Source organism: Spirillospora sp. NPDC049024 (assembly GCF_040649235.1).
Taxonomy (GTDB): domain Bacteria; phylum Actinomycetota; class Actinomycetes; order Streptosporangiales; family Streptosporangiaceae; genus Spirillospora.
Window position 1 is genome coordinate 1 of record NZ_JBEZFD010000013.1, and the last position, 24,354, is coordinate 24,354.

General features: G+C 74.1%; 26 protein-coding genes. 16 read left to right on the forward strand and 10 right to left on the reverse strand.

The genetic code is table 11. From position 1 onward, the window contains the following. Nucleotides 1–594: Cgl0159 family (beta/alpha)8-fold protein (locus tag AB0C21_RS23730; protein WP_500206965.1), on the forward strand; the 594-nt coding region annotated here is incomplete at its 5' end. A 147-nt stretch (nucleotides 595–741) separates the two neighbouring features. Beyond that, entirely contained in the window at nucleotides 742–2,058 is a 1,317-nt protein-coding gene (locus AB0C21_RS23735) for an alkaline phosphatase PhoX (protein ID WP_500206967.1), read from the forward strand. 21 nt (nucleotides 2,059–2,079) lie between these two features. Here the strand turns inward: AB0C21_RS23735 and AB0C21_RS23740 are convergent, their stop codons facing one another. Beyond that, a complete protein-coding gene (locus AB0C21_RS23740) occupies nucleotides 2,080–2,397 on the reverse strand; it encodes a hypothetical protein (protein WP_500206969.1) in 318 nt (105 codons plus the stop codon). Nucleotides 2,398–2,464: 67 nt separating this feature from the next. Between AB0C21_RS23740 and AB0C21_RS23745 the strand changes: the two genes are divergently transcribed. From AB0C21_RS23745 to AB0C21_RS23755, 3 genes are read left to right on the forward strand one after another with little or no spacing between them, the layout of a single operon-like run. Beyond that, the gene (locus AB0C21_RS23745; RefSeq protein WP_500206971.1) at nucleotides 2,465–2,896 is read left to right on the forward strand and encodes a hypothetical protein; all 432 of its coding nucleotides are present in this window, start codon (nucleotides 2,465–2,467) and stop codon (nucleotides 2,894–2,896) included. Beyond that, a complete protein-coding gene (locus tag AB0C21_RS23750) occupies nucleotides 2,893–3,321 on the forward strand; it encodes an SRPBCC family protein (protein ID WP_500206973.1) in 429 nt (142 codons plus the stop codon). Before AB0C21_RS23745 ends, AB0C21_RS23750 begins: the two co-directional genes overlap by 4 nt. A 15-nt stretch (nucleotides 3,322–3,336) precedes the next feature. Next, nucleotides 3,337–3,909, forward strand: a complete 573-nt coding sequence (locus tag AB0C21_RS23755) for a DNA-3-methyladenine glycosylase I (protein ID WP_500206975.1) — start codon at nucleotides 3,337–3,339, stop codon at nucleotides 3,907–3,909. On the opposite strand, the gene AB0C21_RS23760 is transcribed toward AB0C21_RS23755, so the two are convergent. The 3 genes from AB0C21_RS23760 to AB0C21_RS23770 form a co-directional block, all read right to left on the reverse strand. Further along, the gene (locus tag AB0C21_RS23760) at nucleotides 3,845–6,502 is read right to left on the reverse strand and encodes an FtsX-like permease family protein (RefSeq protein WP_500206977.1); all 2,658 of its coding nucleotides are present in this window, start codon (nucleotides 6,500–6,502) and stop codon (nucleotides 3,845–3,847) included. The genes AB0C21_RS23755 and AB0C21_RS23760 overlap by 65 nt on opposite strands. A gap of 5 nt (nucleotides 6,503–6,507) precedes the next feature. Further along, nucleotides 6,508–7,272: an ABC transporter ATP-binding protein gene (locus tag AB0C21_RS23765; RefSeq protein WP_500206979.1), complete on the reverse strand. Its 765-nt coding sequence runs from the start codon at nucleotides 7,270–7,272 to the stop codon at nucleotides 6,508–6,510. 109 nt (nucleotides 7,273–7,381) lie between these two features. After that, entirely contained in the window at nucleotides 7,382–8,167 is a 786-nt protein-coding gene (locus AB0C21_RS23770; RefSeq protein WP_500206981.1) for an enoyl-CoA hydratase-related protein, read from the reverse strand. A gap of 319 nt (nucleotides 8,168–8,486) precedes the next feature. On the opposite strand from AB0C21_RS23770, the gene AB0C21_RS23775 reads away from it, so the two are divergent. Together AB0C21_RS23775 and AB0C21_RS23780 are read left to right on the forward strand one after the other, a co-directional pair. Then, nucleotides 8,487–8,654 (forward strand): DUF3117 domain-containing protein, encoded by a 168-nt coding sequence (locus AB0C21_RS23775; RefSeq protein ID WP_083980698.1) that lies wholly within the window; start codon nucleotides 8,487–8,489, stop codon nucleotides 8,652–8,654. Nucleotides 8,655–8,756: 102 nt separating this feature from the next. Further along, the gene (locus AB0C21_RS23780) at nucleotides 8,757–10,226 is read left to right on the forward strand and encodes a leucyl aminopeptidase (protein WP_500206984.1); all 1,470 of its coding nucleotides are present in this window, start codon (nucleotides 8,757–8,759) and stop codon (nucleotides 10,224–10,226) included. A 42-nt stretch (nucleotides 10,227–10,268) separates the two neighbouring features. Here AB0C21_RS23780 and AB0C21_RS23785 read toward each other — a convergent pair whose 3' ends face one another. Beyond that, nucleotides 10,269–10,889 carry a hypothetical protein gene (locus AB0C21_RS23785; RefSeq protein WP_500206986.1) on the reverse strand — a complete coding sequence of 207 codons (621 nt, stop codon included), beginning with the start codon at nucleotides 10,887–10,889 and terminating at the stop codon, nucleotides 10,269–10,271. Further along, nucleotides 10,882–11,541: an O-methyltransferase gene (locus AB0C21_RS23790; protein ID WP_500206988.1), complete on the reverse strand. Its 660-nt coding sequence runs from the start codon at nucleotides 11,539–11,541 to the stop codon at nucleotides 10,882–10,884. The genes AB0C21_RS23785 and AB0C21_RS23790 overlap by 8 nt, the downstream gene beginning before the upstream one ends. 169 nt (nucleotides 11,542–11,710) lie before the next feature. Between AB0C21_RS23790 and sigE the strand changes: the two genes are divergently transcribed. The 5 genes from sigE (at nucleotide 11,711) to AB0C21_RS23815 (ending at nucleotide 16,670) form a co-directional block, all read left to right on the forward strand. Next, on the forward strand, nucleotides 11,711–12,445 hold the full coding sequence (gene sigE, locus AB0C21_RS23795) for an RNA polymerase sigma factor SigE (RefSeq protein ID WP_353818666.1): 735 nt from the start codon (nucleotides 11,711–11,713) through the stop codon (nucleotides 12,443–12,445). A gap of 64 nt (nucleotides 12,446–12,509) precedes the next feature. Then, entirely contained in the window at nucleotides 12,510–13,172 is a 663-nt protein-coding gene (locus AB0C21_RS23800) for an anti-sigma factor family protein (RefSeq protein WP_500206990.1), read from the forward strand. Then, nucleotides 13,169–14,287: a sigma-E factor regulatory protein RseB domain-containing protein gene (locus AB0C21_RS23805; protein ID WP_500206992.1), complete on the forward strand. Its 1,119-nt coding sequence runs from the start codon at nucleotides 13,169–13,171 to the stop codon at nucleotides 14,285–14,287. Before AB0C21_RS23800 ends, AB0C21_RS23805 begins: the two co-directional genes overlap by 4 nt. Nucleotides 14,288–14,389: 102 nt before the next feature. Then, nucleotides 14,390–16,198: a S1C family serine protease gene (locus tag AB0C21_RS23810; RefSeq protein ID WP_500206994.1), complete on the forward strand. Its 1,809-nt coding sequence runs from the start codon at nucleotides 14,390–14,392 to the stop codon at nucleotides 16,196–16,198. A gap of 121 nt (nucleotides 16,199–16,319) precedes the next feature. Next, complete coding sequence (locus tag AB0C21_RS23815) at nucleotides 16,320–16,670, forward strand: sec-independent translocase (RefSeq protein ID WP_500206996.1); 351 nt, start codon at nucleotides 16,320–16,322, stop codon at nucleotides 16,668–16,670. A gap of 104 nt (nucleotides 16,671–16,774) precedes the next feature. Here the strand turns inward: AB0C21_RS23815 and AB0C21_RS23820 are convergent, their stop codons facing one another. After that, nucleotides 16,775–17,914 carry an Mrp/NBP35 family ATP-binding protein gene (locus AB0C21_RS23820; RefSeq protein WP_149263435.1) on the reverse strand — a complete coding sequence of 380 codons (1,140 nt, stop codon included), beginning with the start codon at nucleotides 17,912–17,914 and terminating at the stop codon, nucleotides 16,775–16,777. 128 nt (nucleotides 17,915–18,042) lie between these two features. Between AB0C21_RS23820 and AB0C21_RS23825 the strand changes: the two genes are divergently transcribed. Further along, entirely contained in the window at nucleotides 18,043–18,501 is a 459-nt protein-coding gene (locus AB0C21_RS23825) for a MarR family winged helix-turn-helix transcriptional regulator (protein WP_500206998.1), read from the forward strand. Here AB0C21_RS23825 and AB0C21_RS23830 read toward each other — a convergent pair. Then, entirely contained in the window at nucleotides 18,498–18,998 is a 501-nt protein-coding gene (locus AB0C21_RS23830) for a DUF1003 domain-containing protein (RefSeq protein ID WP_149263436.1), read from the reverse strand. The two genes, AB0C21_RS23825 and AB0C21_RS23830, sit on opposite strands and share 4 nt — an antisense overlap. Continuing rightward, nucleotides 18,995–20,293: a magnesium transporter MgtE N-terminal domain-containing protein gene (locus AB0C21_RS23835; RefSeq protein ID WP_149263437.1), complete on the reverse strand. Its 1,299-nt coding sequence runs from the start codon at nucleotides 20,291–20,293 to the stop codon at nucleotides 18,995–18,997. The genes AB0C21_RS23830 and AB0C21_RS23835 overlap by 4 nt, the downstream gene beginning before the upstream one ends. A 105-nt stretch (nucleotides 20,294–20,398) precedes the next feature. On the opposite strand from AB0C21_RS23835, the gene AB0C21_RS23840 reads away from it, so the two are divergent. Continuing rightward, entirely contained in the window at nucleotides 20,399–21,298 is a 900-nt protein-coding gene (locus tag AB0C21_RS23840; RefSeq protein ID WP_500207001.1) for an RNA polymerase sigma-70 factor, read from the forward strand. A gap of 31 nt (nucleotides 21,299–21,329) precedes the next feature. Here AB0C21_RS23840 and AB0C21_RS23845 read toward each other — a convergent pair whose 3' ends face one another. Next, a complete protein-coding gene (locus AB0C21_RS23845) occupies nucleotides 21,330–21,830 on the reverse strand; it encodes a hypothetical protein (RefSeq protein WP_500207003.1) in 501 nt (166 codons plus the stop codon). A gap of 39 nt (nucleotides 21,831–21,869) precedes the next feature. Here AB0C21_RS23845 and AB0C21_RS23850 point away from each other — a divergent pair, with 39 nt between their 5' ends. Together AB0C21_RS23850 and AB0C21_RS23855 are read left to right on the forward strand one after the other, a co-directional pair. Next, nucleotides 21,870–22,808, forward strand: a complete 939-nt coding sequence (locus AB0C21_RS23850) for an HpcH/HpaI aldolase/citrate lyase family protein (RefSeq protein WP_500207005.1) — start codon at nucleotides 21,870–21,872, stop codon at nucleotides 22,806–22,808. A 74-nt stretch (nucleotides 22,809–22,882) separates the two neighbouring features. Next, the gene (locus AB0C21_RS23855) at nucleotides 22,883–24,337 is read left to right on the forward strand and encodes a CPBP family intramembrane glutamic endopeptidase (protein WP_500207006.1); all 1,455 of its coding nucleotides are present in this window, start codon (nucleotides 22,883–22,885) and stop codon (nucleotides 24,335–24,337) included. The last annotated feature ends 17 nt before the right edge of the window (nucleotides 24,338–24,354 follow it).

Sequence of the window (24,354 nt, forward strand, 5' to 3'; positions counted from 1 at the left end):
CTGCTGCTGGGCGTGCTGGAGGGCAAGGTCGTGGTCGGTTCGATGAACCGGGGCGGGCTGGCGGGGTCGTCGTTTGAGATCGATGACCGTTTCACCGCTTACAGTGCGGCTGCGATCGCGGCGTCGGGGTTGGACGGCGGCAAGATGCTGCTGCGGGTGGACGATGAGGACCCGGCGACCGTTCGCACGTTGGAGGCGTGTGCTCGGGCGGTGTCGGAGTTGGCCGGGCGCGGGTTGATGGCGATGGTGGAGCCGTTCATCTCGCGTCGGGTGGACGGGCGGGTCCGCAACGACCTGTCGCCGGAGGCGATGACGCGTGCGGTCGCGATCGCGTCGGGGCTGGGGGCGACGTCGGCGTACACGTGGCTGAAGGTGCCGGTGGTGGCCGGCATGGAGCGGGTGATGGCCGCGTCGACGCTTCCTGCGCTGCTGCTGGGCGGGGAGGTGGCCGCCGATCCCGTCGCGGCGCGGGAGGGGTGGCGGCGTGCGCTGCGGCTTCCCACGGTCCGGGGCCTGGTGGTCGGCCGGTCCCTGCTCTACCCGCCGGACGGCGACGTCGCCGCGGCCGTGGACGCCGCAGTGGAACTCCTCTGAGACCACGCACCGCGCGCGTTCCGGCACTCCCGATGAGATCGGACCAACGTTGGCCTGGGGTTTTCCCTCCTGGCCGGTGATCGTTCACTGCCGGTTCAGAGGCGGCGACCAGGCTCCCGCGTGATCCCCTCTCACAAAGGAGTGCCCATGTCCGTGACCCGTCGCGGAGTCGTCAAGGGCGGCGCGGCCGGCGCGCTGTCCATCGCCCTCGCCGGAAGCCTGGACGGAATCTTCCAGACCTCCGCGGGAGCCGAAACGGGAGAGGCCTACGGCTACGGCCCGCTGGTCCCCGACCCCAAGGGCGTCCTGGACCTGCCCAAGGGCTTCTCCTACAAGACGTTCTCGGTCGAAGGCGAACCCATCTCCGAGGGCGTCGTCGTCCCCGGCCACCACGACGGGATGGCCACCTTCCCCGGCGGCCGCCACGGCCGCACCCGCCTGCTGCGCAACCACGAGCAGAGCAACAACGGCACCCGCGCCGTGGGACGCCCCGAGTGGACCTACGACCCCGCGGCCAACGGCGGCACCACCACGCTGGAGGTCGACAGCAAGGGCAACCTGCTGTCGCAGTACGTCAGCCTCGCCGGGACCGCCACCAACTGCGCCGGCGGGCGGACCCCGTGGGGAACGTGGCTGACCTGCGAGGAGACCGAAGGGTTCACGGGCCAGACCAAGACCCACGGCTGGGTGTTCGAGGTCGACCCGACCGGCCGCAGGACCGAGCCCGTCCCGCTCACCGGGCTCGGCCGGTTCGCCCACGAGGCCGTCGCCGTCGACCCGCACACGCTCACCGCGTACCTCACCGAGGACGCGTCCAAGCCGTTCGGGCTCTTCTACCGGTTCCGGCCCCGCGCCCACCGCGGCGGCTACCACGCCTACATGGCGGGCGGGAAGCTGGAGGCGCTGAACGTCCCCGGCGTCCCGGACCTGTCGGCCGTCCAGGAGCCCGGCACGCGGTTCCGCGCCGAATGGCTGGAGGTCCCGGACCCGTCGGCGAAGCAGACCTCGATCCGCAAGCAGTTCGACACGATCACGCGGAGCCAGAAGATCGAAGGCGCCTGGTGGGGCCACGGCAAGGCGTACTTCGTGTGCAGCTTCTCCCGGAAGGCCGACGGCGGCGCCGCCGACCACGCCGGGCAGGTCTGGACCTACGACCCGCACCGCGGCGAGGTCGAGCTCCAGCTCGTCTTCAAGCCGGGCGGGCGCTTCGACGGCCCCGACAACATCACCGTCTCCCCCTACGGCGGCGGCGTGATCCTGGCCGAGGACGGCGACGGCGAGCAGTACCTCATCGGGACCACCCGCCGGAACGAGCCGTTCGCGATGGCCCGCAACGCCCTCAACGACAGCGAGCTCACCGGCGTCACGTTCTCCCCGGACGGGCGGATCCTGTTCGCCAACCGCCAGTCCGGACCGGGCGCGACGTTCGCGATCACCGGGCCCTGGCACCGCCTGCGCGGCTGACGCCGGACCCGGCCCCGCCGATCAGGCGAGGCCCCGGCGGGCGACGGACGGCGGACGGGTGCCCCGGATGGAGGCCACCATGTCGAGCACCTGGCGCGTCCCGTCCGCCTGGGACTCCGGCACGCGGAACCAGGTCGCGCCCAGCCACGCGTAGACCGACGCCGCGGCGAGCAGGCCCGGGTCGGGCTCGCGGGCGTCCGTCTCCAGCGTGACCAGCACGGCGTCCCCGGACGCGACGAGCCGCTCCACGCGGCTCGCCGGGGGCGCCGTGCCCGCGTCCACGACACCGCCCGGAACCGGAGCGTCCGGTGGAAGGACCTTGCGCTCTTGCAACCCCATGCCGCCAAGCGTGGCACGATCGGGGACGGGGAGTCGTCCTCCAGATGGGGTGCCGTCAGATCGGAGCGTGATCGTGGTCGTGGTTCTCGTCCTGGCCGGCGTGGCCGTGCTGGGCGCCGTCGTCGTCCTCGCCATGGGCAGGGGCGGCGAGCTGGCCGAGGCCCATCCCGACTATCCGCCGGTCAGCGTGGACGCCGAAGGGCGTCCCGTCATCGGATGGGACGTCTCCCATGTCCGGTTCCCCAGGACCATCTGGGGGTACCAGACGCACGTGACGGACGACGCTGTCCACCGACTCTCCGAGGCCCTGCACGAGCGAGACGCCCGCGTGGCCGACCTGGAGCGGCAGCTTCGCGACCTCCGCAAGCGCCTCGGCGAGGCGGAACCGTCCCGCCCGGTCGGCGCCCTGCACGGCATCGACGAGCCCGGCGCCCGGGTGCCGCTGCGCAAGGAGCCCGTCGAGCCGGACGGCGCCCCGAAGGAGGAGGAGCACTCGTGAGCGCGGTCGCCGTCCACGCGGAGGCGGTCTCGGCGGCCCCGCCGGACCGGGTCTTCGAGGTCCTCACCGACTGGCCGCGGCACGCCGAATGGATGCCGTTCACGAGCGCGGAGGGCGGCGACAAGGTCGGCGACGAGCTGCGGGCCTGGACGGGCGTCGGCCCGGTCGGCTTCCTCGACACCATGGTGATCACCGACTGGCGGGCGGGCCGCCGCGTCGCCGTCCGGCACACCGGCCGCGTGGTGCGCGGCGAGGCGTACTTCAAGGTCCTCCCGGAGGGGGCCGGCAGCCGCGTCGTCTGGGCGGAGCGCGTCGACCTGCCGCTCGGCCCCCTCGGCCGCGCCGGCTGGCTGGTCGCCGGGCCGGTCGTGCGCGCGTTCATGACCCTCGGGCTGCGCCGCCTCGCCGCGCTGTCGCAGGCATGAGGTAGAACGGGGCGCGTGAGCACCGCGATTCTTGGCGAGGACGGGCTGGCGCGCTGCCCGTGGGCGCTGTCGGCGCCCGACTACATCGCCTACCACGACGACGAATGGGGCCGTCCGGTCCGCGACGACCAGGGGCTCTACGAGCGGCTGTGCCTGGAGGCGTTCCAGTCCGGCCTGTCGTGGCTGACGATCCTGCGCAAGCGCGAGGGCTTCCGCGCAGCGTTCTGCGGCTTCGACATGGCGAAGGTCGCCGCGTTCGGCCCGGACGACGTCGAGAGGCTGATGGCCGACGCCGCCATCGTCCGCAACCGCGCCAAGATCGACGCCGCGATCGGCAACGCCCGCGCGGCGCTCGACCTGCCGGGCGGCCTCGCCGCGACCGCCTGGCGCTACGCCGACCCCGACTCCCCGTCCTATGCCGACATGTCGGATGTCCCCGCCTACACCGACGCCTCGAAGGCCCTCGCCAAGGAGCTGAAGAAGCACGGCTTCCGCTTCGTCGGCCCCACCACCGCCTACGCCCTCATGCAGGCCTGCGGCCTCGTAGACGACCATCTGAAGGCCTGCCACCGACACGGAGCCCACTGATCACGGGGCGGGTCACCGGGGGCGCGCCCAGGGGCGAGGCGATGGCCACGGCTCTTTTTGCGGGGAGGGCCGAGACTGCGTGGGTGACGGCGGCGGCGCCTGCGATGACCAGGGCGAAGAGCCACCAGGGGGCGTTCGGGGCCAGGAACGAGCTGCCCGTGGCGAGGTGCAGGAGGGACGCCGTGCCCAGGGCCGTGCCGAGGCCGAGGAGGCTGCCGAGCAGGACGACGGTCGCGGCCTCCCAGCGGACGATCGAGCGGATCTGCGCGTCCGTCGCGCCGACCGCGCCGAGCAGGCCGAACTCGCGGGTCCGTTCGCCGACGCTCATCGAGACGGTGGTCGCCATGCCGAACAGGGCGAGCACGAGCGCCATCCCGATGAAGCCGTAGATGACGCTCATCCCCTTGGTCATCGCGGCGGACGCCGTCTTCACGTAGCCGGTCCGGTCGAGCACCTTCAGGCCCGGCGCGTCCGCGAAGGCGCGGGACAGGGCCCGCTCGGTGCCGCCGCGGACGAGCACCACCTGCGTCGCCGCGGCCGGGTCGAGCCGGTCCATCGTGGCCTCCGAGACGAGGGCCTGGTCGGCGAACAGGTGCGACGGGTCGTGGTAGGCGGCGGCGACGGTGAGCTCGACCCGGCCGCGGGCGCCGCGCACGACGACCCGCTGCCCCTTCTTGATCTTCTGGCCCTTCATGACCGTGGACGTAAGGGCGACCTGGCCGTCGCCGAGCCGGGGAAGGCGGCCGCCGAGCTTCAGCACCGCCGGCACCGCCGCCTGGTCGGCGCCCGTCACGGTGAGGTAGACCGGCACCGGGTCCTCTTCGGGCGACGGCTTCTTGGACGGGGGAGACACGAGCTTGACCTGGGACGTCGTGAGCGCCGCCGCGGCGGTCACGCCGGGCACGGCCGCGGCCTTCCGCGCGGTGTCGCTGGGGAGCGGCGCCTGGCCGTCCGAGGTCATCCCGGTCGCGGTGATCGCGTGGTCGGCCCGCATCACCTCCCGGCCCGTCGTGGCGAACCGCGCGTCCACCGACAGGACGATCAGCGCGGTCGAGGCGACCAGCGCGACGCCGAGCATCAGGGACGACGCCGCCGACGACACGCGGCGCGGGCTGCGGGTGATGGTGGCGCGGGCGAGGCGCCCCGCCTCGCCGCTCACGGACGTCCCGATGCGGCCGACCAGCCCGCCGAGGGGGCCGACGAAGAACGGGGCGAGGACGGCGAGCGACGCCACGGTCGTCATGCAGCCCAGCAGGACCATCACGCTGGTGCCGGCGGTGCGCTCGGGGCCGGGCGGCTCCTCCGAGCGGATCCCGAAGACGCCCCCGAAGAAGATCCAGGCCAAGGCGAACACCCCCAGGGCGCCGAGGACGCGCGGCCAGCGGCGGCCCGCCGTCTCGGTGCTCGCGTCCCGCAGCGCCTCCATCGGGGAGATCTTCGCGGCGCGGCGCGCGGCGCGGCGGGCCGCGAGCTGGGTGACGAGGATCCCCGCCGCGGCGGGGATCGCGAGCGCGATCCAGCCGTACTGCGCGTCGGCGGCGGAGATGTCGAAGCCGTCCTCGGCGAACAGGTGGGTGAGCAGCGCCGACACCGGGTAGCCGAGCGCGGTGCCGCCCGCCGAGGCGACGACGCCGAGGGCGAGGGCCTCGAACCGGATCAGCCGCTTGATCTGCCGGGGCGTCGCGCCGATCGCGCTGAGCAGCGCCAGCCGCCGGGTCCGCTGCCGGACGAGCGTGCCGAACGTGTTGGCGACGACGAACAGCCCCACGAACACCGCGACGGACGAGATCATGCCGATGGCGCCGCCGATCGATCCTCCGGCGCTCTCCAGCTCGGCGGACTGGGCGTGCCGGACGTCCGCCGCCGTCCGGACGGTGACGTCCTTGCCGAGCTCGCGCGCCAGGGCGGTGCGCAGCTCGGACGCCGATCCGCCGGACGCCTTGACCCACACGCTCTGCCACGTCCCCGCCGGAAGGCCCGCCGCCTGCGCGACGGTGCCGGGGGGCGCCAGCAGCAGGTCGCCGCTCGCCACGGCGCTGTGCCCCTGCACGGTGACGATCCCGACGATCCTCATGTCCCGGCTCTGCTTCGGCAGCAGCACCTTCAGGGTGTCGCCGACGTCGAGCCCGCCCGCGCGGGCCACGTGCCGGGTGACGGCGACCTCGCCGTCGGCGGCGGGCGCGCGTCCCGACTCCAGGTGGTAGGGGTTGAGGCGGCCGTCCGGCGTCCACGGCCGCAGCGCCGTCCCCGCCCCGGCCGGCGGCAGGATCGGCTTGCCGTTCGAGCCGCTCGCGGTCACCGGGACCATGGCGTCGCCCGCGGCCGCCGCGACGCCGGGACGTCCCGCCACGGCGCTCAGGTCGACCCGGCCGTCCGGCGGCGAGTACGGGTCGTCGGGGTCGGCCGAGCCGCCCTGGACGAGGACGTCGGCGCGGGAGTACTCGCTGGCGTCGCTGCCCGACACCGCCTCCTGCGCCCGCAGCGTGAACTGCAGGGCGCCCGCGATCAGTCCGATGGAGAACACCGCCGCCAGCAGCGTGGCGGTCAGCCGCGTCCAGCTTTCGGCGAAGGAGCGGCGCGCGATCAGCCACATGGCGCTCAGCCCTCCATCCGGCGCATCACGGCGTGGACGCCGTCGATGGTCGGCTCGAGCAGCTCGTGCACGATCATCCCGTCGGCCAGGAACAGCACCCGGTCGGCGTGCGCGGCGGCCGCCGGATCGTGCGTCACCATGATCACCGTCTGCCGGTAGGCGTCCACCGCGCCGCGCAGGAAGCCCAGCACCTCGGCGCCCGACCGGGAGTCGAGGTTGCCGGTCGGCTCGTCGGCGAACAGCACCTCCGGCCGGGTCAGCAGCGCCCGGGCCACCGCGACCCGCTGCTGCTGCCCGCCCGACAGCTCGCTCGGCCGGTGCGACAGCCGGTCCCGCAGCCCGAGCGCGTCCACGATCGTGTCGAACCACTCCCGGTCGGGACGCCGGTTCCCGAGGCGCCCGGTCAGCCGGATGTTCTCCTCGGCCGTCAGCATCGGCAGCAGGTTGAACGACTGGAACACGAAACCGAGCCGGTCGCGGCGCAGCTTCGTCAGCCGGGTCCGCGACAGCCGGGTGATGTCCACGTCCCCGATCAGGATCGAGCCGGACGTGACGGTGTCGAGCCCGGCCATGCAGTGCAGGAACGTCGACTTGCCGGAGCCGGACGGTCCCATGATCGCGGTGAACCGGCCCCGGGGGAAGGACGCCGAGACGCCGCGCAGCGCGGTCACCTCGTTCTCGCCCGTCCCGTAGGACCTGACGATGTCGCGCGCGACGGCGACGTGGTCGTTGACCTGCCCGGCAGGGGGTGCGGCGGCTGTCTGCATCATGCCGTCCAGCAAACCGCCGGGCACCCCTCGCCCACATTGACGCGGGCTCCCCACTCCATGCGGGGGAAGGCCCTACCCCCGCCCAGGGGGAGCCCGGCGTGCGGCGGCGCTAGCGGCCTTCGAAGACGGGCTGCTGCTTCTTCAGGAACGCCTCGGTCGCGTTGTGGTGGTCGCTCGTCTTCTCGCACTCGTCCTGGAGTTCCGCCTCGCGTTCGAGGGCGGACGCCAGGTCGTGGGTCGCGGCGTGGTCGAGGGCCGCCTTGACCGCGCCGTAGGCGACCGTCGGGCCGGACGCGAGGCGGCGCGCGAGCTCCACCGACGCCGGAGCGAGCTCGTCGGCCGGGACGACGCGCGTCACCAGCCCCATCTCCAGCGCCTCCTGGGCCTTGACCGGCTCGCCCAGCATCAGCAGTTCGGCCGCCTTGGCACGGCCGACCAGGCGCTGGAGCGTCCACGACATGCCGCTGTCGGGGGCGAGGCCGATCCCGGTGAACGCGGTCGCGAACCGGGCCTTGTCGGACGCGACGACCAGGTCGCACGCGAACGCCAGCGACGCGCCCGCGCCCGCCGCCACGCCGTTCACCGCCGCCACGACCGGCTTGCGCATGCCCGCGATCGCCAGCACGATCGGGTTGTAGTGGTCGCGGACGGTGCCGTCCAGGCCCCGGCCGGCGGCGAGGTTGTCGCCGTGCTCGCGCAGGTCCTGGCCCGCGCAGAACGCCCGCCCCGCACCCGTCAGGATGACCGCGCGGACCGCCGGGTCGGCCGCGGCGCGCACCACCGCCGCGCGCAGGGACTCCTTCATCTCGACGGTCAGGGAGTTCATCCCGTCGGGACGGTTGAGTGTGATCGTCCCCACTCCGTCGGTCACGTCGTAAAGCACGGTCTCAGACATCGTCGTCCTCTCGGTCCTCGGTAGATCTTCCCAGGCCACCTTCGACGAACACCGGCGGGGCGGGCAAGAGCGGTCCCGCCCCCCGGTGCGGCGGCCCGCGGCCGGGGGCCCGGGCCGTCCCGCCGCCGCCGATCCTGAGGCCCGCGGGGGGCCGCGACCTGCGTCCACGGGTCCCGGCTGCCGATCTGGAGGCTGATCGTTACCACTTCGCGCCCGGAAGACGAGATAATGGACCACTACTGATGACGCGGATGCGACACGCGGCCACGCGGCCAGAGGTGTGCGAGGCCGCGGCCCTACTTAGGAAGGGGATGCACGCATGGCGGCGATGAAGCCGCGGACGGGAGACGGTCCGCTCGAAGTGACCAAGGAGGGACGCGGAATCGTCATGCGGGTCCCCCTAGAAGGCGGCGGCCGCCTCGTGGTCGAGCTCTCCGCCGACGAGGCCAAGGAGCTCGGGGAGGCCCTCAAGGACGTCGTGGGCTGACGGCCCCGCCGCTCCCGGCTTGTTGGTGACGGTCCCGGCGACGCCGCCGGGGCCCTTGCCATTTTCCCGTAACGATTCAGCGATCAGGGGGGACCCACCGCCATGCCCATCGAGACCCGCATCCACGGTGCCGGCGGCACCGTGTCGCAGACCGCGGTCGACCTCGGGGCCGAGGTGGTGGCGGTGCCCGTCCGGTCCGGCCCCCTCGCCCCCGCGGCGGAGGTCGCGGCCTCGCTCCCCTTCACGCTGGACGAGCTGCTCGCGCTGCACCAGGCCAAGGGCGAGCCGGGTGAGATCATCGCCACACAGGTCCGCGTCGGCGACCGGGTCCGGGAGCTGCTGCTCTACGGGGTCGGCGACGCCGCCCCGGGCGACCTGCGCAGGGCCGGCGCCGCGCTGGCCCGCCGCGGCAAGGGGCGGACGGCGCTCGTCGCCGGGGTCCCGGACGGCGACCTCGCCGCCTTCGTCGAGGGCGCGCTGCTCGCCTCCTACGAGTTCAGGATCGGCGCCGCCCCGCCGAAGAAGGCGCTCGGCACCCTCGCCGTGCTGACCGAGGCGGGGCCCGAGTCGGACGCCCCCGCGATCGAGCTCGGCACCGCGCGGGCCCGGGCCACCGCCCTCGCCCGCGACCTCGCCAACACGCCGTCCCGCGAGAAGGACCCCTCCTGGCTCGCCGCGCAGGCCGAGCGCGTCGCCGCCGAGTCCGGCCTCACCGTCCGCGTGCGCGGCGAGAAGGAACTGGTGGAGGAGGGGTTCGGCGGCCTGGTGGCCGTCGGGGGCGGATCGGCCCGCCCGCCCCGGCTGATCGAGCTCTCCTACGAGCCCGCGGACGCGGACGGGGCCTCGCCGCGCCATGTCGTCCTGGTCGGCAAGGGCATCACGTTCGACAGCGGCGGCCTGTCGCTGAAGCCCAACGAGGGCATGAAGACGATGAAGACCGACATGGCGGGCGGCGGCGTCGTCATCGCCGTGATGAGCGCGCTGCGGGACCTCGGCGTCCGCACCCGCGTCACCGGCCTGGTCGCCGCGGCGGAGAACATGCCGTCCGGCTCGTCGATGCGCCCCGGCGACGTGATCGCCCACTACGGCGGGACGACGTCGGAGGTGCTGAACACCGACGCCGAGGGGCGGCTCGTCCTCGCCGACGCGCTCGCCTACGCCGACGCGCGGCTCGACCCCGACGCGGTGGTGGACGTCGCCACGCTCACCGGCGCCGCCAAGGTCGCGCTCGGCCTGAAGCACGCGGCCCTGTTCGCGAGCGACGACGCCCTCGCCGAGGCCCTCACCCGGGCCGGGAAGGCCGCCGGCGAGCCCGTGTGGCGGCTCCCCCTGGTGGAGGAGTACCGCGCCGCGATCGACTCCGACGTGGCCGACATCAACAACATCGGGCGCGGCGGCTACGGCGGCGGCTCGATCACGGCGGCGCTGTTCCTGCGCGAGTTCGTCGGCGACCGGCCCTGGGCGCACCTCGACATCGCCGGGCCCGGCCGCTCCACCTCCGAGGACGCCGAGATCACCCGCGGCGCCACCGGTTACGGCGCCCGCCTCCTGCTGGACTGGCTGACGGCCTGACCCGGCCCGCCCGCGCGGACGGGCGGTCGCTTCACGCGGCGGTCACTGCACGCGGCGGTCGATCACTGGGACGCGGCGCCGCCGCCTGGCCTGCTTGACGATCTCCGGGAGCGTCGCGTCCCACCCGGGCTCCACCGCGAAGCACCACGGGACGGCCGCCGCCGTGGCGGGCACGTCCCGCATCGTGAGCGCCACCAGGTGCGCCCGCTCCGCCGTGCGCGCCATCTCCGCCAGCTCCGGGGTCGGCAGGAAGACCAGGTAGTCCTGCTCGCCGCGGCGGGTGCCGCCGACGCCGCGCCGCAGCGCCGTGATCGCGGCCACCTCGTCCCAGGGCAGCGTCCGCCCGGACCGGCGCGGCAGCGGCCAGCCGGCGGGGCGCCGCACGCCGGCGCCGTCGAGCTCCAGGACGGGCCGGCGCGACAGCATGCCGCCGGCCGACACCAGCAGGCCCGCCCCGAACAGGCCGAGCCCCGCCACGCCCAGCACCATGACCACGACGCTGCCGACGCCCGCGCCGCGCATCGCCCCGCCCGCGACGAACCCCACCGACGCCAGGAACAGGATCGCGAACGCGGCCAGCCGCCACACCCCGCGCCAGGTGACCCGCACCCGGACCGCGAACGCCTCCCCGGCGGCCCGGTCGCGGAGGGCGTCCTCAGTCACGCCGGACGGCGCAGAGCAGGCCGTCGCCCACCGGGACCAGCAGCGGGACGAGCCGGTCGTCCTCGCGGATCATGCGGTGCACCTCGCGGATCGCCTCGGTGTCGGGGTCGCGCTGGTCGGGGTCGGCGACCCGGTCGTGCCAGAGCGCGTTGTCGAACGCGACGACGCCGCCCGGCCGCAGCAGGCGCAGCGCGTCGACCAGGTACTCGGGGTACTCGCGCTTCGCCGCGTCGCAGAACACCATGTCGTAGGCGCCGTCGGTGAGGCGCGGCAGGACCTCCAGCGCCGGGCCGATGATCATCCGGGTGCGGAATCCGGACAGGCCCGCCTCCCGGTAGGCCTGCTTCGCCAGCCGCTGGTGCTCCGGCTCGATGTCGACGCTCGTCAGCACCGCGTCCTTCGGCATGCCGCGCATCAGGTAGACGCCGGACACGCCGCAGCCCGAGCCGACCTCCACGACCGTCCGCGCGCCGATCAGCGTCGCGATGAACCGCAGCGCCGCGCCCCCGGCCGGGCCGATCGGCACCGCGCCGACCTCCTGGCCGCGGCGCCTGGCGTTCAGGAGCGGCTCGTCCTCGGGGAGGAAATCCTCCACATAGGCCCGGGTGGCCTCAATGGCGTCGATGGCTGCCTCCTCGTGGGACCCCCGCATGGCTCATGCTGGGAAGACCATATCGTTGCAGGGGAACCAACTGGCGTTTCAGCGCGTTGTAAGGGACACAGGCAAGCACCGAGTCGGTATCAGAACCGCCCCAGCCCAGGCGAGACCGTGCCGTTCCAAGGCGAGACCTTGGCTCACGAGAGAGGAACAGCCCGGCACCATGGGAGTCGCAGCACTCAGTTTCAGAAGCGCTGTGGGGGTCGGCGCCAGGCAGGGGCTTGGAAACGCCGCTCGCACCCGAGAGAACGCCCCCGAGGCCGAATGGGCGCCGCCGTCCTGGGACGAGGTCGTCCGCGAGCACTCCGCCCGCGTCTACCGGCTGGCCTACCGCCTGACCGGCAACCAGCACGACGCCGAGGACCTCACGCAGGAGGTCTTCGTGCGGGTGTTCCGCTCCCTGTCGAACTACACGCCGGGGACGTTCGAGGGCTGGCTGCACCGGATCACCACGAACCTGTTCCTCGACATGGCCCGGCGCCGCCAGCGCATCCGGTTCGAGGGACTCGCCGACGACGCCGCGGAGCGCCTCCAGGGCCGCGAGCCGACCCCGGCGCAGGCGTTCGACGACAACAACTTCGACGCCGACGTCCAGGCCGCACTCGACGCGCTGGCCCCCGACTACCGCGCCGCCGTCGTGCTGTGCGACATCGAGGGGCTGTCCTACGAGGAGATCTCCGCGACCCTCGGCGTCAAGCTCGGCACCGTGCGCAGCCGCATCCACCGGGGGCGTGCGCAGCTGCGGGCGGCGCTGGAGCACCGCGCGCCCACCCGGCGCCGGCCCGGCACCCGCAACGACTTCCAGGCCGCCGTCGCATGCGGCGACCCGGCGGCCGACGGCGAGCCCGGGGGGCTGCACGCGGCGGGCGGCGTCCGGCCGCTGCCGGACGGCGTGTAAAGCTGTGCTTACCGCGCGCGGGGCGGGACCGCGCGCCCGACGGAACGGAATCGACGGAGGCGGCGTGAGTTGTCTGGGGGAGCGTCTGACCGCGCTGGTCGACGGTGAGCTGGGGGACGAGGAGCGCGAGCGCGCCCACGCCCATCTCGCGCGATGCGCCGACTGCCGGGACGAGGCCGACCAGCTGCGCAAGCTGAAGGGACGCCTGCGGGGGCTCTCCGAGCCGCCGGCGGCCGACGGGACCGGCGACCTCCTGTCCGGCGACTTCCTGGACCGGCTGCGCACCCTGCCCGCGTCCGGCGGGCTTCCGGACCCGGCCGACGCCCCTGACGCGACCGTTCCCGACCTCCCGATCGAGCCGGCGGCCCCGCATGCCGGGGCGCGCTCACGGCACCCCTCCCGGCCCCTCCGATCATCGGCCCGTCCCGTCCGGCCGCCGCACGCCGCCCGTCCCCGCGACAACCGGCCGCGCGACGCCCGCCCGGCCGGCCACGCCGCCGCGGTCCGCGTCCAGCCGCGGCGCCGCTACCTCGTGGTCGGGGCCGCCACCCTCTTCCTCGGCCTCGGCACCGCCTCCTACATGGCGGGCGGGCGCCAGGACGCCCCCGCCGTCACCCCCGCGTTCGACCGGTTCGCCGTCGAGCACGCGCTCACCTCCGGTGACGCGCCGATGACCGATCCGCTCACCGACCCGGTCAACCAGGTCCAGGTCTCCCCGGGGCCGTGAGGCGCGCGACCTCCAGGGGGCGCTGCCGGCGCGGCGCCGCCCTGGCCGCCGGGCTCGCGGGCGCCCTCGCGCTGGCCGTGACGCTCACCGGCGACCCCGCCCCCGCGCGCCGCGTCCGCAGCGACCCGGGCGCGCTCGCGCTGCTGCGCGGCGCCGCCGACGCCGCCCGCCGCGTCCCCTACGAGGGCCGGCGGTTCCTCACCACCCGCAGCGGCGGCAGGGCCGCCACCTCCCGCGTCGCCGTGTCCCACACGCCGGGCGCGGGCATCCGGTACCGGTCCGGGGCCGCGGGGGAGGGCTACCGGCCGGAGTCCGCCGCCGGGGACACCACCGGCTTCACGCCGGCGACCCTGGCGCTGCTGACCCGCAACTACTCGGTGGTGCGCGCGCCGGACGCCTCGGTCTGCGGCCGCCCCGCCCGCGTCGTCGAGGCGCGCCGCGCCGACGGCAGCCCCGCCGGGCGCTTCTGGATCGACCGGGACACCGGTCTGATGCTGCACCGCGAGCTGATCGACGCCACCGGCCGCCCGGTGGTCGCCAGCGGCTTCACCGAGATCAGCTTCAGCGCCTCGCCGATCGAGCCGTCCCCGCTCAGCCGCCCGCTCGGCGGCCTGTCCCGGTTCCCCGGCGCGAGCGCCGGCAGCCCCGTCGAGAACACCCGCGTCCGCGAGAGCGCGAGCGCGTGGGGCCGGAAGCTGGACCGGGCGGGCCTCGCCGAGCTGCGCGACCGCGGTTGGCCCGTCCCGGAGGAGCTGCCGGGCCGGCTCACCCTCTACGACGCGCGGCGCGAGAAGGACGGCGGCGCCCTGCACCTCGGCTACTCCGACGGACTCGCCGCCGTGTCGGTGTTCGTGCAGCGCGGCTCTCTCGACGAGCGCGGCATGGCGGGCTGGCAGCGGACCGCCCGCCGGGGCCGGACGGTGTTCCGCCGCGAGTCGCTGCGGCGCTGGGCGGTGTCGGCCGGGAACGGCTACGTCTACACGGTCGTGACGGACGCGCCGCAGAGCACGGCGACGGCGGTGGCGCTGAGCATGCCGCGCGGCTCCGCGTCCCACTGGAAGCGCCTCTCCCGCGGCGCTCGACGCCTTGCCACAGCGGCGAATCCGTTCGATTGACCCGAGATGTGGGTATCGGCGGCAGGTCTTATGCTCGCCACATGCCATGCGGGGCAGCATGAGCACGGATAACGAGGACCATGCTCGGTAGGAGAGATGGGGATGACGGAAGACAACCGCGGCCCGGTCAGGGCGCCGTCGGAGGACGACGACGTCGTCCCCGGCCAGGAGCCTGAGCGTCAGGAGGCGGCGGCCCCTCCCGAGACGGTGACCGACCGGGAGATCCCCCTGGAGCAGCCGGTGGACGACCCCGAGGCCGACGACCCCGAGCCCGGACCGGCCCGCGCCGAGGACGGCGCCGAACCGCGCCCCGAGGACGGGCGCGAGTCCGGCGAGGAGGGCGACCGCCTGGTGGCCGGGGGGTTCGCGCCGCCCGACTCGTTCGGCGGCCCGCCCGACACCAGCGAGGACGTGCTCTCCCAGGCCGCCGCGGACATGCCGCAGGAGGTGCCGCTGCAGGACGCCCCGCCGCGCGACATGCCGCAGCCCCCGCCGCCGGTCCCGCTCGACAAGCCGCCCGTGGAGGCGGCCGACGACCGGCCGCGGCCGGGGTTCGTCCCGCACAACCAGGACCCGAGGGCCGCGCAGGGCGGCCCGTACGGGGGCTGGCCGCAGCAGTCCCACCAGGGCCCGCCGCCGCCCGCGCCCGGCCGCCCGCCGATGGGCCCGCCGCCCGCGCCGCCCGGCCCGCCGCCCCCCGGCGGCCCCGGCCCCCGCCCGATGGCGGGCTACGGGATGCCGCCCGGCGGCACCGGGCCCAACTGGGCGCCGGTGCCCGCGCCTCCGTCGTCGTCGCGCGGCGGCCCGGGCCTCGGGCTCCTCGCCGTCGTCGCGCTGATCGTCGCGCTGGTGGCCGGGGCCGTCGGCGCCGGGATCGGCGTGATCGCGACCGGTGGCGACGACGACCCCTCGTCGGTGAGCCTCGGCGGCAGCAACAGCAGCGACACCAAGGTGCAGAGCCGCCCGCCGGACTCGGTCGCGGGCGTCGCGCAGCGGGTGCTCCCGAGCGTCGTGATGATCCGCGTGCAGTCCGCGCAGGGCGAGATCGGCGGCACCGGCTTCATCGTGAACGGCGGCTACGTCATCACCAACAACCATGTCGCCTCCGGCGGCGGCGGCGGTGGCGGCCAGATCCAGATCGTCTTCAACGACAAGAAGACGCTGCCCGCCACGATCAAGGGCGCCGACCCGAGCTCGGACGTCGCCGTGCTGAAGCCGGAGGGCCAGCACTCGCTGCCCCCGCTGCCGGTCGGCGACTCCAGCGCCATCGCCGTCGGCGACCCGGTGATCGCTATCGGTTCGCCGCTCGGCCTGCAGGGCTCGGTCACCACCGGCATCGTCAGCTCGCTGAACCGGGCCGTGCCCACGCGCGGCGAGGGCGGCGGCGGCGACGCGTCCTACCTCAACGCCATCCAGACCGACGCCGCGATCAACCCGGGCAACTCGGGCGGACCGCTGGTGGACGCCAAGGGCCGCGTGATCGGCATCAACACCGCGATCGCGACGCTCGGCGGCCAGTCGATGGGCGGGGAGCAGCAGAGCGGCAGCATCGGGCTCGGCTTCGCGATCCCGATCAACCAGGGCAAGCGGATCGCCGAGGAGATCATCCGGACGGGGACCGTCAAGCAGGCCAAGCTCGGCGTGCTGCCCGACCCCCGCTACCAGGAGGGCGGCGCCCGGATCATGGAGCAGCCGGTCAACGGGCAGGACCCGGTGACCAAGGGCGGCCCGGCGGACAAGGCGGGCCTCAAGCCCGGCGACGTGATCACCAAGGTCGACGACAAGCCGATCGAGGACGCCACCGACCTGATCGCGCAGATCCGGAGCCGCGCGCCGGGCGAGCGCGTCACGCTCACGTACCAGCGGGGCGGCAAGGAGGCGACCACCCAGGTGACCCTGGGGTCCGACTAGGCGCGGATGTTCAAGTCCGGTTCATCCGGGCTGGGGATACGCTGGGGGGACCGGCCCGCCTCTGGGCCGGTCCCCTTGGGTTGTGTGGCCCGCCGCGGCGGGCCGGTGTGTGGAGGACGGGTTGTTCGACGTCGGACTCGGTGAGATGGCGGTGCTCGTCGTCCTCGCCCTGGTCATCTTCGGGGACAAGCTGCCGCAGGTCGCGGGGCAGGCCGGCCGGATGCTGCGGCAGTTCCGCCAGATGGCCGACAGCGCCAAGGCCGACCTCCAGGAGGGGCTCGGCCCCGAGTTCAAGGACTTCGACCTCAACGACCTCAACCCGAAGACGTTCGTCCGCAAGCACCTCTTCGAGGACGACGACACCTATCCGAAGAACGACTCCGGCCTCTTCGACGACGAGCCCTCGTACGTGACGACGACCACCGGCCTCGGCCCGAGCGAGAAGCCGCCGTTCGACAACGAGGCGACCTGACCTTCCGGACCTTCCGTCCCCCCGGCGGCCCACCGCGGTCCGGGGTGTGCCCGCCCGTCCCGGCCTGACCTCCTGCCCGGGGCGAGGCCCCGGGCAGGTGCCGGTCAGCGGCCCTTCGGGCTGATGCCGAGGGACATGCCGGCGAGGCCGCGGCTGCGGCCCGCGAGCTTGTCGGCGATCGTGCGCAGCTCCTTGGCGGCGCCGGCGTCGGGGTCGGCGAGCACCAGCGGGACGCCGTTGTCGCCGCCCTCGCGCAGGCGCGGGTCGATCTGCACCTGGCCGAGCATGGGGACGCGCGTCCCGAGCGTCTTCGTCAGCGCGTCCGCGACCGTCTGGCCGCCGCCCTCGCCGAAGATGTGCTGCTGCTCCCCGCAGTGCGGGCACGTCAGGTAGGACATGTTCTCGATCACGCCGACGACCTGCTGGTGGGTCTGCGCGGCGATCGCGCCCGCCCGCTCGGCCACCTCGGCGGCGGCCTGCTGCGGGGTGGTGACGACGAGGATCTCCGCGGACGGCAGCAGCTGCGCGACCGAGATCGCGATGTCGCCGGTGCCGGGCGGCAGGTCCATCAGCAGGATGTCGAGGTCGCCCCAGTACACGTCCGCGAGGAACTGCTGGAGCGCGCGGTGCAGCATCGGCCCGCGCCACACGACCGGCTGGTTCCCGGCGGTGAACATGCCGACCGAGATCACCTTCACGTCGTGCGCGGTCGGCGGCATGATCATGTCTTCGACCTTGGTGGGCGGGGTGTCCACGCCCAGCATCCGCGGCACCGAGTGGCCGTAGATGTCGGCGTCCACGACCCCGACCTTGCGGCCCTGGGCGGCCAGCGCGGCGGCGAGGTTCACCGTCACCGACGACTTGCCGACGCCGCCCTTGCCGCTCGCGACCGCGTACACCTTGGTCAGCGAGTTCGGCTGGGCGAACGGGATCTCCTTGGCGGGCTGCCCGCCGCGCAGCTTGGTCTGCAGCTCCTTGCGCTGCTCCTCGCTCATCACGTCGAGGTCGACGCGCACGGAGGAGACGCCGTCGAGCTTGGACACGGCCTCCGTGACGTTCTTGGTGATGGTGTCCTTCATCGGACACCCGGCCACGGTCAGGTAGACGCCGACGCGGACGGCGCCGTCCGCGTCGATGTCGATGCTCTTGACCATGTCGAGCTCGGTGATGGGCTTACGGATCTCGGGATCGAGCACCGTGGCAAGGGCCGCGTTCACCCGCTCGGTCGTCACAAGGGAGGCCATGTGTCCATGGTATGAACCCCGCGTGCCAACCTGCTAATCAGGGTGTCCGGCCTCACACGCCATGGTGTGCGACCTCACGCGGGGCGGCCGCCCATCGCCCGGACGGCGCTCGGGCCTACGATCGGTCCGTGACCGGCGAAACCGCCCCGGCCGCCGCCGAGCTGATCGTGTGGCGGACCCTGCTGCGCGCGCAGGCGCAGCTCTCCCGCCGGCTGCAGGCGGAGCTGCTGGCCCGCCACGACCTGGCGCCCGGCTCCTACGACGTGCTGATGCACCTCGGCGAGGCGCCGCACGGGCGGCTGCGGATGAACGACCTCGCCGACCGCGTGCTGATGTCGCGCAGCGGCCTGACGCGGCTGGTCGACCGGATGCAGCGGGACGGGCTGGTGACCAGGCAGTCCTGCGCGAGCGACGCCCGCGGCCTGTTCGCCGCCCTGACCCCCGAGGGCCGGGCGCGGCTCGCCGAGGCCGGGCCCACCTACCGGGAGGTCGTCCGCGACCACGTCCTGAGCCGGCTGGACGAGCCGGACGTGCGCACCCTCGGCCGGATCCTGGACAAGCTCGCCGACGAGGGGGACCCCGCCTAGGGGACGGGGTTCTTCGCATCCAGCTCCTTGAGGATCTGCTGGAGCTCCGAGCGCACGAAGTCGCGGGTGGCGACCTCGCTCAGCGCGACCCTCAGCCCGGCGATCTCCCGGGTCAGGTACTCGGTGTCGGCGATGCTCCGCTCGTTGCGCGACCGGTCCTGCTCGTACTGGACGCGGTCCCGGTCGTCCTGCCGGTTCTGGGCGAGCAGGATCAGCGGGGCCGCGTAGGACGCCTGCAGCGACAGCATCAGCGTCAGGAAGATGAACGGGTACGGGTCGAACCGGAGCGACGGCGGCGCCACCACGTTCCACCCGAGCCACAGCGAGACGAACACCGTCATGTAGACGATGAAGCGGGCCGTGCCGAGGAACCGGGCGATCTGCTCCGACACCCGCCCGAACGACTCGGGGTCGTAGTAGAGGCGGCGCGGCAGCAGCGACCTGCGCAGCTCCCTCGGCTGGTCCAGGCGCGCGGTCATCTCGCGTGTCGTCGTCATGTCGTCCCCCGCAGAGCCTCTTCCTCGGGATCGGCGGCCCCCTCGGCGGTCGCCTCCATCGCGGCCTCCCGCCAGTCCTCGGGCAGCAGATGGTCGAGGACGTCGTCGATCGTCACCGAGCCGAGCAGGTGCCCGTTCTCGTCGACGACCGCGCCCGCGACCAGGTTGTAGGTGGCCAGGAACATCGCGACGGCCTCCAGCGACATGGTGGGGCGCAGCGGGTCCAGCGCGGTGTCCACGATCCCGCTGACCAGGGTCGGCGGCGGCTCGCGCAGCAGCTTCTGGAAGTGCACCGTGCCGAGGTAGCGGCCGGTCGGCGTCGCGGTCGGCGGGCGGCACACGTACACCTGCGCCGCCAGCGCCGGGTTCAGATCGGGGCGGCGGATCAGCGCGAGCGCCTCGGCGACCGTCGCGTCCGGCGGGACGACCACCGGGTCGGTCGTCATCAGCCCGCCCGCCGAGTTGTCGGGATAGGTGAGCAGCCGCCGGACCGGGGCGGCGTCGCGCGGCTCCATCAGCGTCAGCAGCTGCTCGCGCTGCTCGGTCGGCAGGTCGCCGAGCAGGTCCGCGGCGTCGTCGGGGCCCATCGCCTCCAGGACGTCGGCGGCGCGGTCCACGCCGAGCTTGCCGAGGATCTCGATCTGGTCGTCCTCGGGCAGCTCCTCCAGGACGTCGGCGAGCCGCTCGTCGTCGAGCGCGACCGCGACCTCCGTGCGCCGCTTCTCCGGCAGCTCGTGCACGATCGTGGCGAGGTCGGCGGGCTTCATCCGCTCGAACGCGGCGATCAGCCCGGCCGCGCCCTGCCCGTGCTCGACGGCGGAGAACCCCTCCACGGCGTCCCAGTCGACGACCATGCTCTCGCCGCGCTTGCGCAGGCCCCGGCCCGTCCGGCGGCGGACGGCGACCTTGGTGACGAGCCAGTCGCGGGTCCGGGTCGGCTCCATCGCCACGTCCACCACGGAGACGGCGGCGCCGGTCTCGCGGACCCGGACGGTCCGGTCGAGGATCTCGGCGATCACCAGGGTCTCCGACCCGCGCTTCTGGAAGCGGCGCACGTTCAGCCGCCCGTCGAAGACGATCGCGTCCGGCTCGATCACCGTGACCCGGGTGATCGGCAGGAACACCGCGTGGCGCGAGACGACCTCCACCACGAGGCCCAGCACCCGCGGTGGGCGGGGCGCGAGGCGCAGCGCGACCACGACGTCGCGCACCCGGCCCACCTGGTCTCCCGCCGGGTCGAACACCGCGACGCCCGCGAGCCGGGCGAGGAACACCCGCGACGGAGCTCCGCTCATGGCCTGGACACTACCCGTGATCTCGGGGCTGATCCGGACGGGTATGTCACATCCGGCCGGGACCCGGTGTCTGGGGGCGAAGGGGACGTGAAAGGGTGGAGAACCGTGAGCGACGCCTTCGCAGAGCCGTTCGAGCAGCACCGCAACCTGCTGTTCGCGGTGGCGTACCGGATGCTCGGCACGGCGGCCGACGCCGAGGACGCCGTCCAGGACGCCTGGCTCCGCTGGTCGGCGGGAGACCGCTCCGGCGTCTCCGATCCCAAGGCCTACCTGGTCCGGATCACCACCAACGTCGCGCTCGACCGGCTGCGCTCGGCGCAGGCCCGGCGCGAGACCTATGTCGGGCCGTGGCTGCCCGAGCCGATGCTGACCTCGCCCGACGTCGCCGAGGGCGCCGAGATGTCGGAGTCGGTGTCGATGGCGATGCTCGTCGTCCTGGAGACGCTGAGCCCCCTCGAACGCGCCGTCTTCGTGCTGAAGGAGGTCTTCGGCTACCCCTACGCCGAGATCGCCCGGGCGCTGGACCGCTCCGAGGCGTCGGTCCGGCAGCTCGGCACCCGCGCCCGCAAGCACGTGGAGGCGCGCCGCCCCCGCTTCGAGGCCGGCGGCGCCGAGCGGCGCGCCGCCACCGAGCGGTTCTTCGAGGCGGTCCTCGGCGGCGACGTCAACAAGCTCATGGAGGTCCTCGCGCCCGACGTCGCGCTGTGGTCGGACGGCGGCGGCAAGGTCCGGGCGCCGCTCCGGGCGATCTTCGGCGCGGAGAAGGTCGCGCGCTTCCTCGCCGCCATCGAGGGGCAGCCCTACCAGGGCGTCGACCCGGCCGACATGCGGTTCAGGCGCGTCGAGCTCAACGGCGAGCCGGCGATCGTCGTGGACGGCCCGGCCGGGCCGATCAGCGCCGTGTCCGCCGACATCGGCGAGGACGGCCGGATCACGGCCCTCCACCTGATCGCCAACCCGGACAAGCTGCGCGCGGTCGCGGAGGGGCGCTACCTGCCGATGTGAGGGCCGCTGCCGCCGGCCGGCTCGGCGGCGGCTACCGGTCGGCGTGCCGCCGCTTGCCGCCGTACATGCGCGGGGGCGCGCCGGCGGTCGTCGCGGGGGTGGGGACCGGCCGCACGGCGGCGTACTCGTCGTCCGCCTCCACGGCCTCGTCGGCCGGGGTGAGGCGCACGATCCACGACTCCTCGGCCCACGTCTCCACCTGGCCCTCGTGCGTCCGGGCGTTGAGGCGCTCCTTGGCGAGGATCGGCGTCACCTCGTCCCACAGCGCCGTGCCGGGCTCGACCCGCTCGGCGTCGGCGACGAACGCGAGGAGCCGGCCGCCCTTGTCCTTGCTGCGCAGGATCACCGTCACCTGCGCGGCCTCCGGCAGCCCCGGGAGCGGCTGCTCGCCCTCACCGCCGGTCAGCACGTACGCCGACCCGTCGTGCCATACGTGCCAGGCGGCGCGCGGCTGGACGAGGCCGGGCAGCTCCAGCCACAGCAGCCCCGACTTCTTGGCCGCCTCCTCCACCAGCGCCCTGTTCAGACCCATGCGACGAGGGTCTCATACCGCTGGATAGCATCCGGGGCCATGCGCTCTCGACGTACCACCCTCGCGGTCCCGGGCAGCAATCCCCGCTTCATCGAGAAGGCGCAGGGGCTGCCCGCCGACGAGGTCTTCCTCGACCTGGAGGACGCCGTCGCCCCGTCGGCCAAGGAGGCGGCCCGCGCGACCGTGGTCGCCGCGCTCAACGACGGCGACTGGACGGGGAAGACGCGGGTGGTGCGCGTCAACGACCTGGAGACCCACTGGGCCTACCGGGACGTGATCGAGGTCGTCGAGGGCGCCGGCGCCAACCTCGACGCGGTCATGCTGCCGAAGGTGTCGGACGCCGGGCACGTCCAGTGGCTCGACCGGCTCCTCACCCAGATCGAGCGGGCCATGGGGCTGCCCGTCGGCCGCATCGGCATCGAGGCGCAGATCGAGGACGCCCGGGGCATGGTCAACGTCGACGCCATCGCGGCGTCCTCGCCCCGGCTGGAGACGCTGGTCCTCGGGCCCGGCGACCTCATGGCGTCGATCAACATGAAGACGCTCGTCGTCGGGGAGCAGCCGCCCGGCTACACCGAGGGCGACGCCTACCACTACATCCTCATGCGGATCCTGATGGCAGCCCGCGCGCACGACCTCCAGGCGATCGACGGGCCCTACTTCAACGTCCGCGACGTGGAGGCCTTCACCCGCGTCGCCGAGCGCTCGGCCGCCCTCGGCTTCGACGGCAAGTGGGTGCTGCACCCGTCCCAGGTCGAGGCGGGCAACGCGGTCTTCTCCCCGTCCCAGGACGACTACGACCACGCCGAACTGATCCTGGACGCCTACGAGCACTCCCTCGGCGAGGGACGCGGCGCCGCCCGGCTCGGGGACGAGATGATCGACGAGGCGTCCCGGAAGATGGCCCTCGTCGTCGCCGCCAAGGGCAGGGCGGCGGGAATGGCGCGGACGAAGCGCTTCGACCCGCCCGGGAACTGAAGGACCCGTACGATTCGTCCCAGGTTGTACGCAAGGGTTCGCCGAACACCAGGGTCCACCAGAAGGGGTCGCACGTGGCAGGAGCAGGGGACGGCGATGGCTGGGCACCCCTAGACCCCGAACTCGGGCGCGAGCCGCAGAGGGACCCGCAGCCGTCCGGCTCCCGGCCCGTGCCGCACGGCGAGGCGCAGCCGCCCGCCCCCGGCCGGCCGTCGCCGGACCAGGCCCAGCCCCAAGACGCCGGATGGCCTCCCGCGGCCCAGCAGCCCTACGGCCCCGGACAGCCGTCCGAGGCCGGGCAGCCGTACGGAGCCCAGCAGCCCTACGGCGCTCAGCCCTATGGCGAGCAGGGCTATGGCGCTCAGGCCTACGGCGCCGGCCAGCCTTACGGAACCGGCCAACTGCCCGCGTACAAGCCCGGGATGCCGTACTGGGAGGGGGCGCCCGCGCAGCCGCCGGGCGCGTACGGGCCTGGCCCCTACGGCGCCGGGTACGGGATCCACGCGGCCAAGCGGCCCTGGACGGTGCCGACGCCGAAGGAGGTCCCGTTCCACCGGCTGGCGCGCAACGAGGCGCACCGGTGGTGGCGCCCGCTGGTGGGCACCCTCGGGATCGCCGTCGTCGGGATGGCGCTGGCCATCGGGCTGATGATCGTGGGGGTCATCGTCCAGGCGCTGGTCACCGGCGAGGCCCCGGACACCTCCGGGACGGGCGACCAGATCTTCGGCGACCAGACGGCCGACCTGGCCTTCAACCTCGGCGCGCTGGCGCTGTTCCTGCCGGTCGCGCTGCTCGGGGCATGGGTCGTCCAGCGGCGGCGGCCGGGGACGCTCTCCTCGGTCGCGGGACGGCTGCGCTGGCGCTGGCTGCTGGCCTGCAGCGGCCTGGCGATCCTGTTCTGCGCCGTCTCCTACGGGACGGCGATCGTCGCCGGCGCCGCCATGCACGACCAGTCGGGCGGCGACGAGCACTGGGTGGGGTGGGGGAAGTTCGTCGCCCCGGCCGTCGTCATCATCCTGCTGGTGCCGTTCCAGTCGGCGGCGGAGGAGTACGTGTTCCGCGGCTGGATGCTCCAAGCCGTCGGCGCCTGCACTCTGGAGAACGCCAGGGGACGCGTCGGACGCGCCTTCAGCGTCGTGTTCCGCACGCCGTGGCCGGGGATCGTCGTCGGGTCGGCCCTGTTCACGTCGGGGCACGGCTACACCGGCTGGGGCATCCTCGACATCTTCGCCTTCGGCGCTATCGCGGCGTGGCTCGCGGTGCGGACGGGCGGGCTGGAGTCCGGCATCGCCCTGCACGTGTTCAACAACCTGATGGCGTTCCTCGGGCCCGCCGCGGTCGGCCAACTCGACATCGAGCAGGGCAGCGTCCCGTGGCAGGTCGTCGCGGCGGACATCGTCCCGATGCTGTTGTACGCGGCCGCCGTCCTGTGGCTGGCGCGGCGGATGCGGGTCCGGACCGTCACGGCCGGCGACGGGGACGGCCAGGCGCCGGTGACGGCGGCCACCGAGCCCGCGCACGCCTCCTAGTCCGTCCGGAGGGGCCG

What these genes read in the sequence shown, in the direction of transcription:
- AB0C21_RS23850 (WP_500207005.1), top strand. Translation starts at nt 21,870, where the DNA reads ATGCGCTCTCGACGTACCACCCTCGCGGTCCCGGGCAGCAATCCCCGC.
- sigE (WP_353818666.1), top strand. Translation starts at nt 11,711, where the DNA reads ATGGGAGTCGCAGCACTCAGTTTCAGAAGCGCTGTGGGGGTCGGCGCC.
- AB0C21_RS23740 (WP_500206969.1), bottom strand. Translation starts at nt 2,397, where the DNA reads ATGGGGTTGCAAGAGCGCAAGGTCCTTCCACCGGACGCTCCGGTTCCG.
- AB0C21_RS23830 (WP_149263436.1), bottom strand. Translation starts at nt 18,998, where the DNA reads ATGACGACGACACGCGAGATGACCGCGCGCCTGGACCAGCCGAGGGAG.
- AB0C21_RS23790 (WP_500206988.1), bottom strand. Translation starts at nt 11,541, where the DNA reads ATGCGGGGGTCCCACGAGGAGGCAGCCATCGACGCCATTGAGGCCACC.
- AB0C21_RS23775 (WP_083980698.1), top strand. Translation starts at nt 8,487, where the DNA reads ATGGCGGCGATGAAGCCGCGGACGGGAGACGGTCCGCTCGAAGTGACC.
- AB0C21_RS23780 (WP_500206984.1), top strand. Translation starts at nt 8,757, where the DNA reads ATGCCCATCGAGACCCGCATCCACGGTGCCGGCGGCACCGTGTCGCAG.
- AB0C21_RS23770 (WP_500206981.1), bottom strand. Translation starts at nt 8,167, where the DNA reads ATGTCTGAGACCGTGCTTTACGACGTGACCGACGGAGTGGGGACGATC.
- AB0C21_RS23735 (WP_500206967.1), top strand. Translation starts at nt 742, where the DNA reads ATGTCCGTGACCCGTCGCGGAGTCGTCAAGGGCGGCGCGGCCGGCGCG.
- AB0C21_RS23820 (WP_149263435.1), bottom strand. Translation starts at nt 17,914, where the DNA reads ATGGCCTCCCTTGTGACGACCGAGCGGGTGAACGCGGCCCTTGCCACG.
- AB0C21_RS23845 (WP_500207003.1), bottom strand. Translation starts at nt 21,830, where the DNA reads ATGGGTCTGAACAGGGCGCTGGTGGAGGAGGCGGCCAAGAAGTCGGGG.
- AB0C21_RS23760 (WP_500206977.1), bottom strand. Translation starts at nt 6,502, where the DNA reads ATGTGGCTGATCGCGCGCCGCTCCTTCGCCGAAAGCTGGACGCGGCTG.
- AB0C21_RS23765 (WP_500206979.1), bottom strand. Translation starts at nt 7,272, where the DNA reads ATGATGCAGACAGCCGCCGCACCCCCTGCCGGGCAGGTCAACGACCAC.
- AB0C21_RS23810 (WP_500206994.1), top strand. Translation starts at nt 14,390, where the DNA reads ATGACGGAAGACAACCGCGGCCCGGTCAGGGCGCCGTCGGAGGACGAC.
- AB0C21_RS23835 (WP_149263437.1), bottom strand. Translation starts at nt 20,293, where the DNA reads ATGAGCGGAGCTCCGTCGCGGGTGTTCCTCGCCCGGCTCGCGGGCGTC.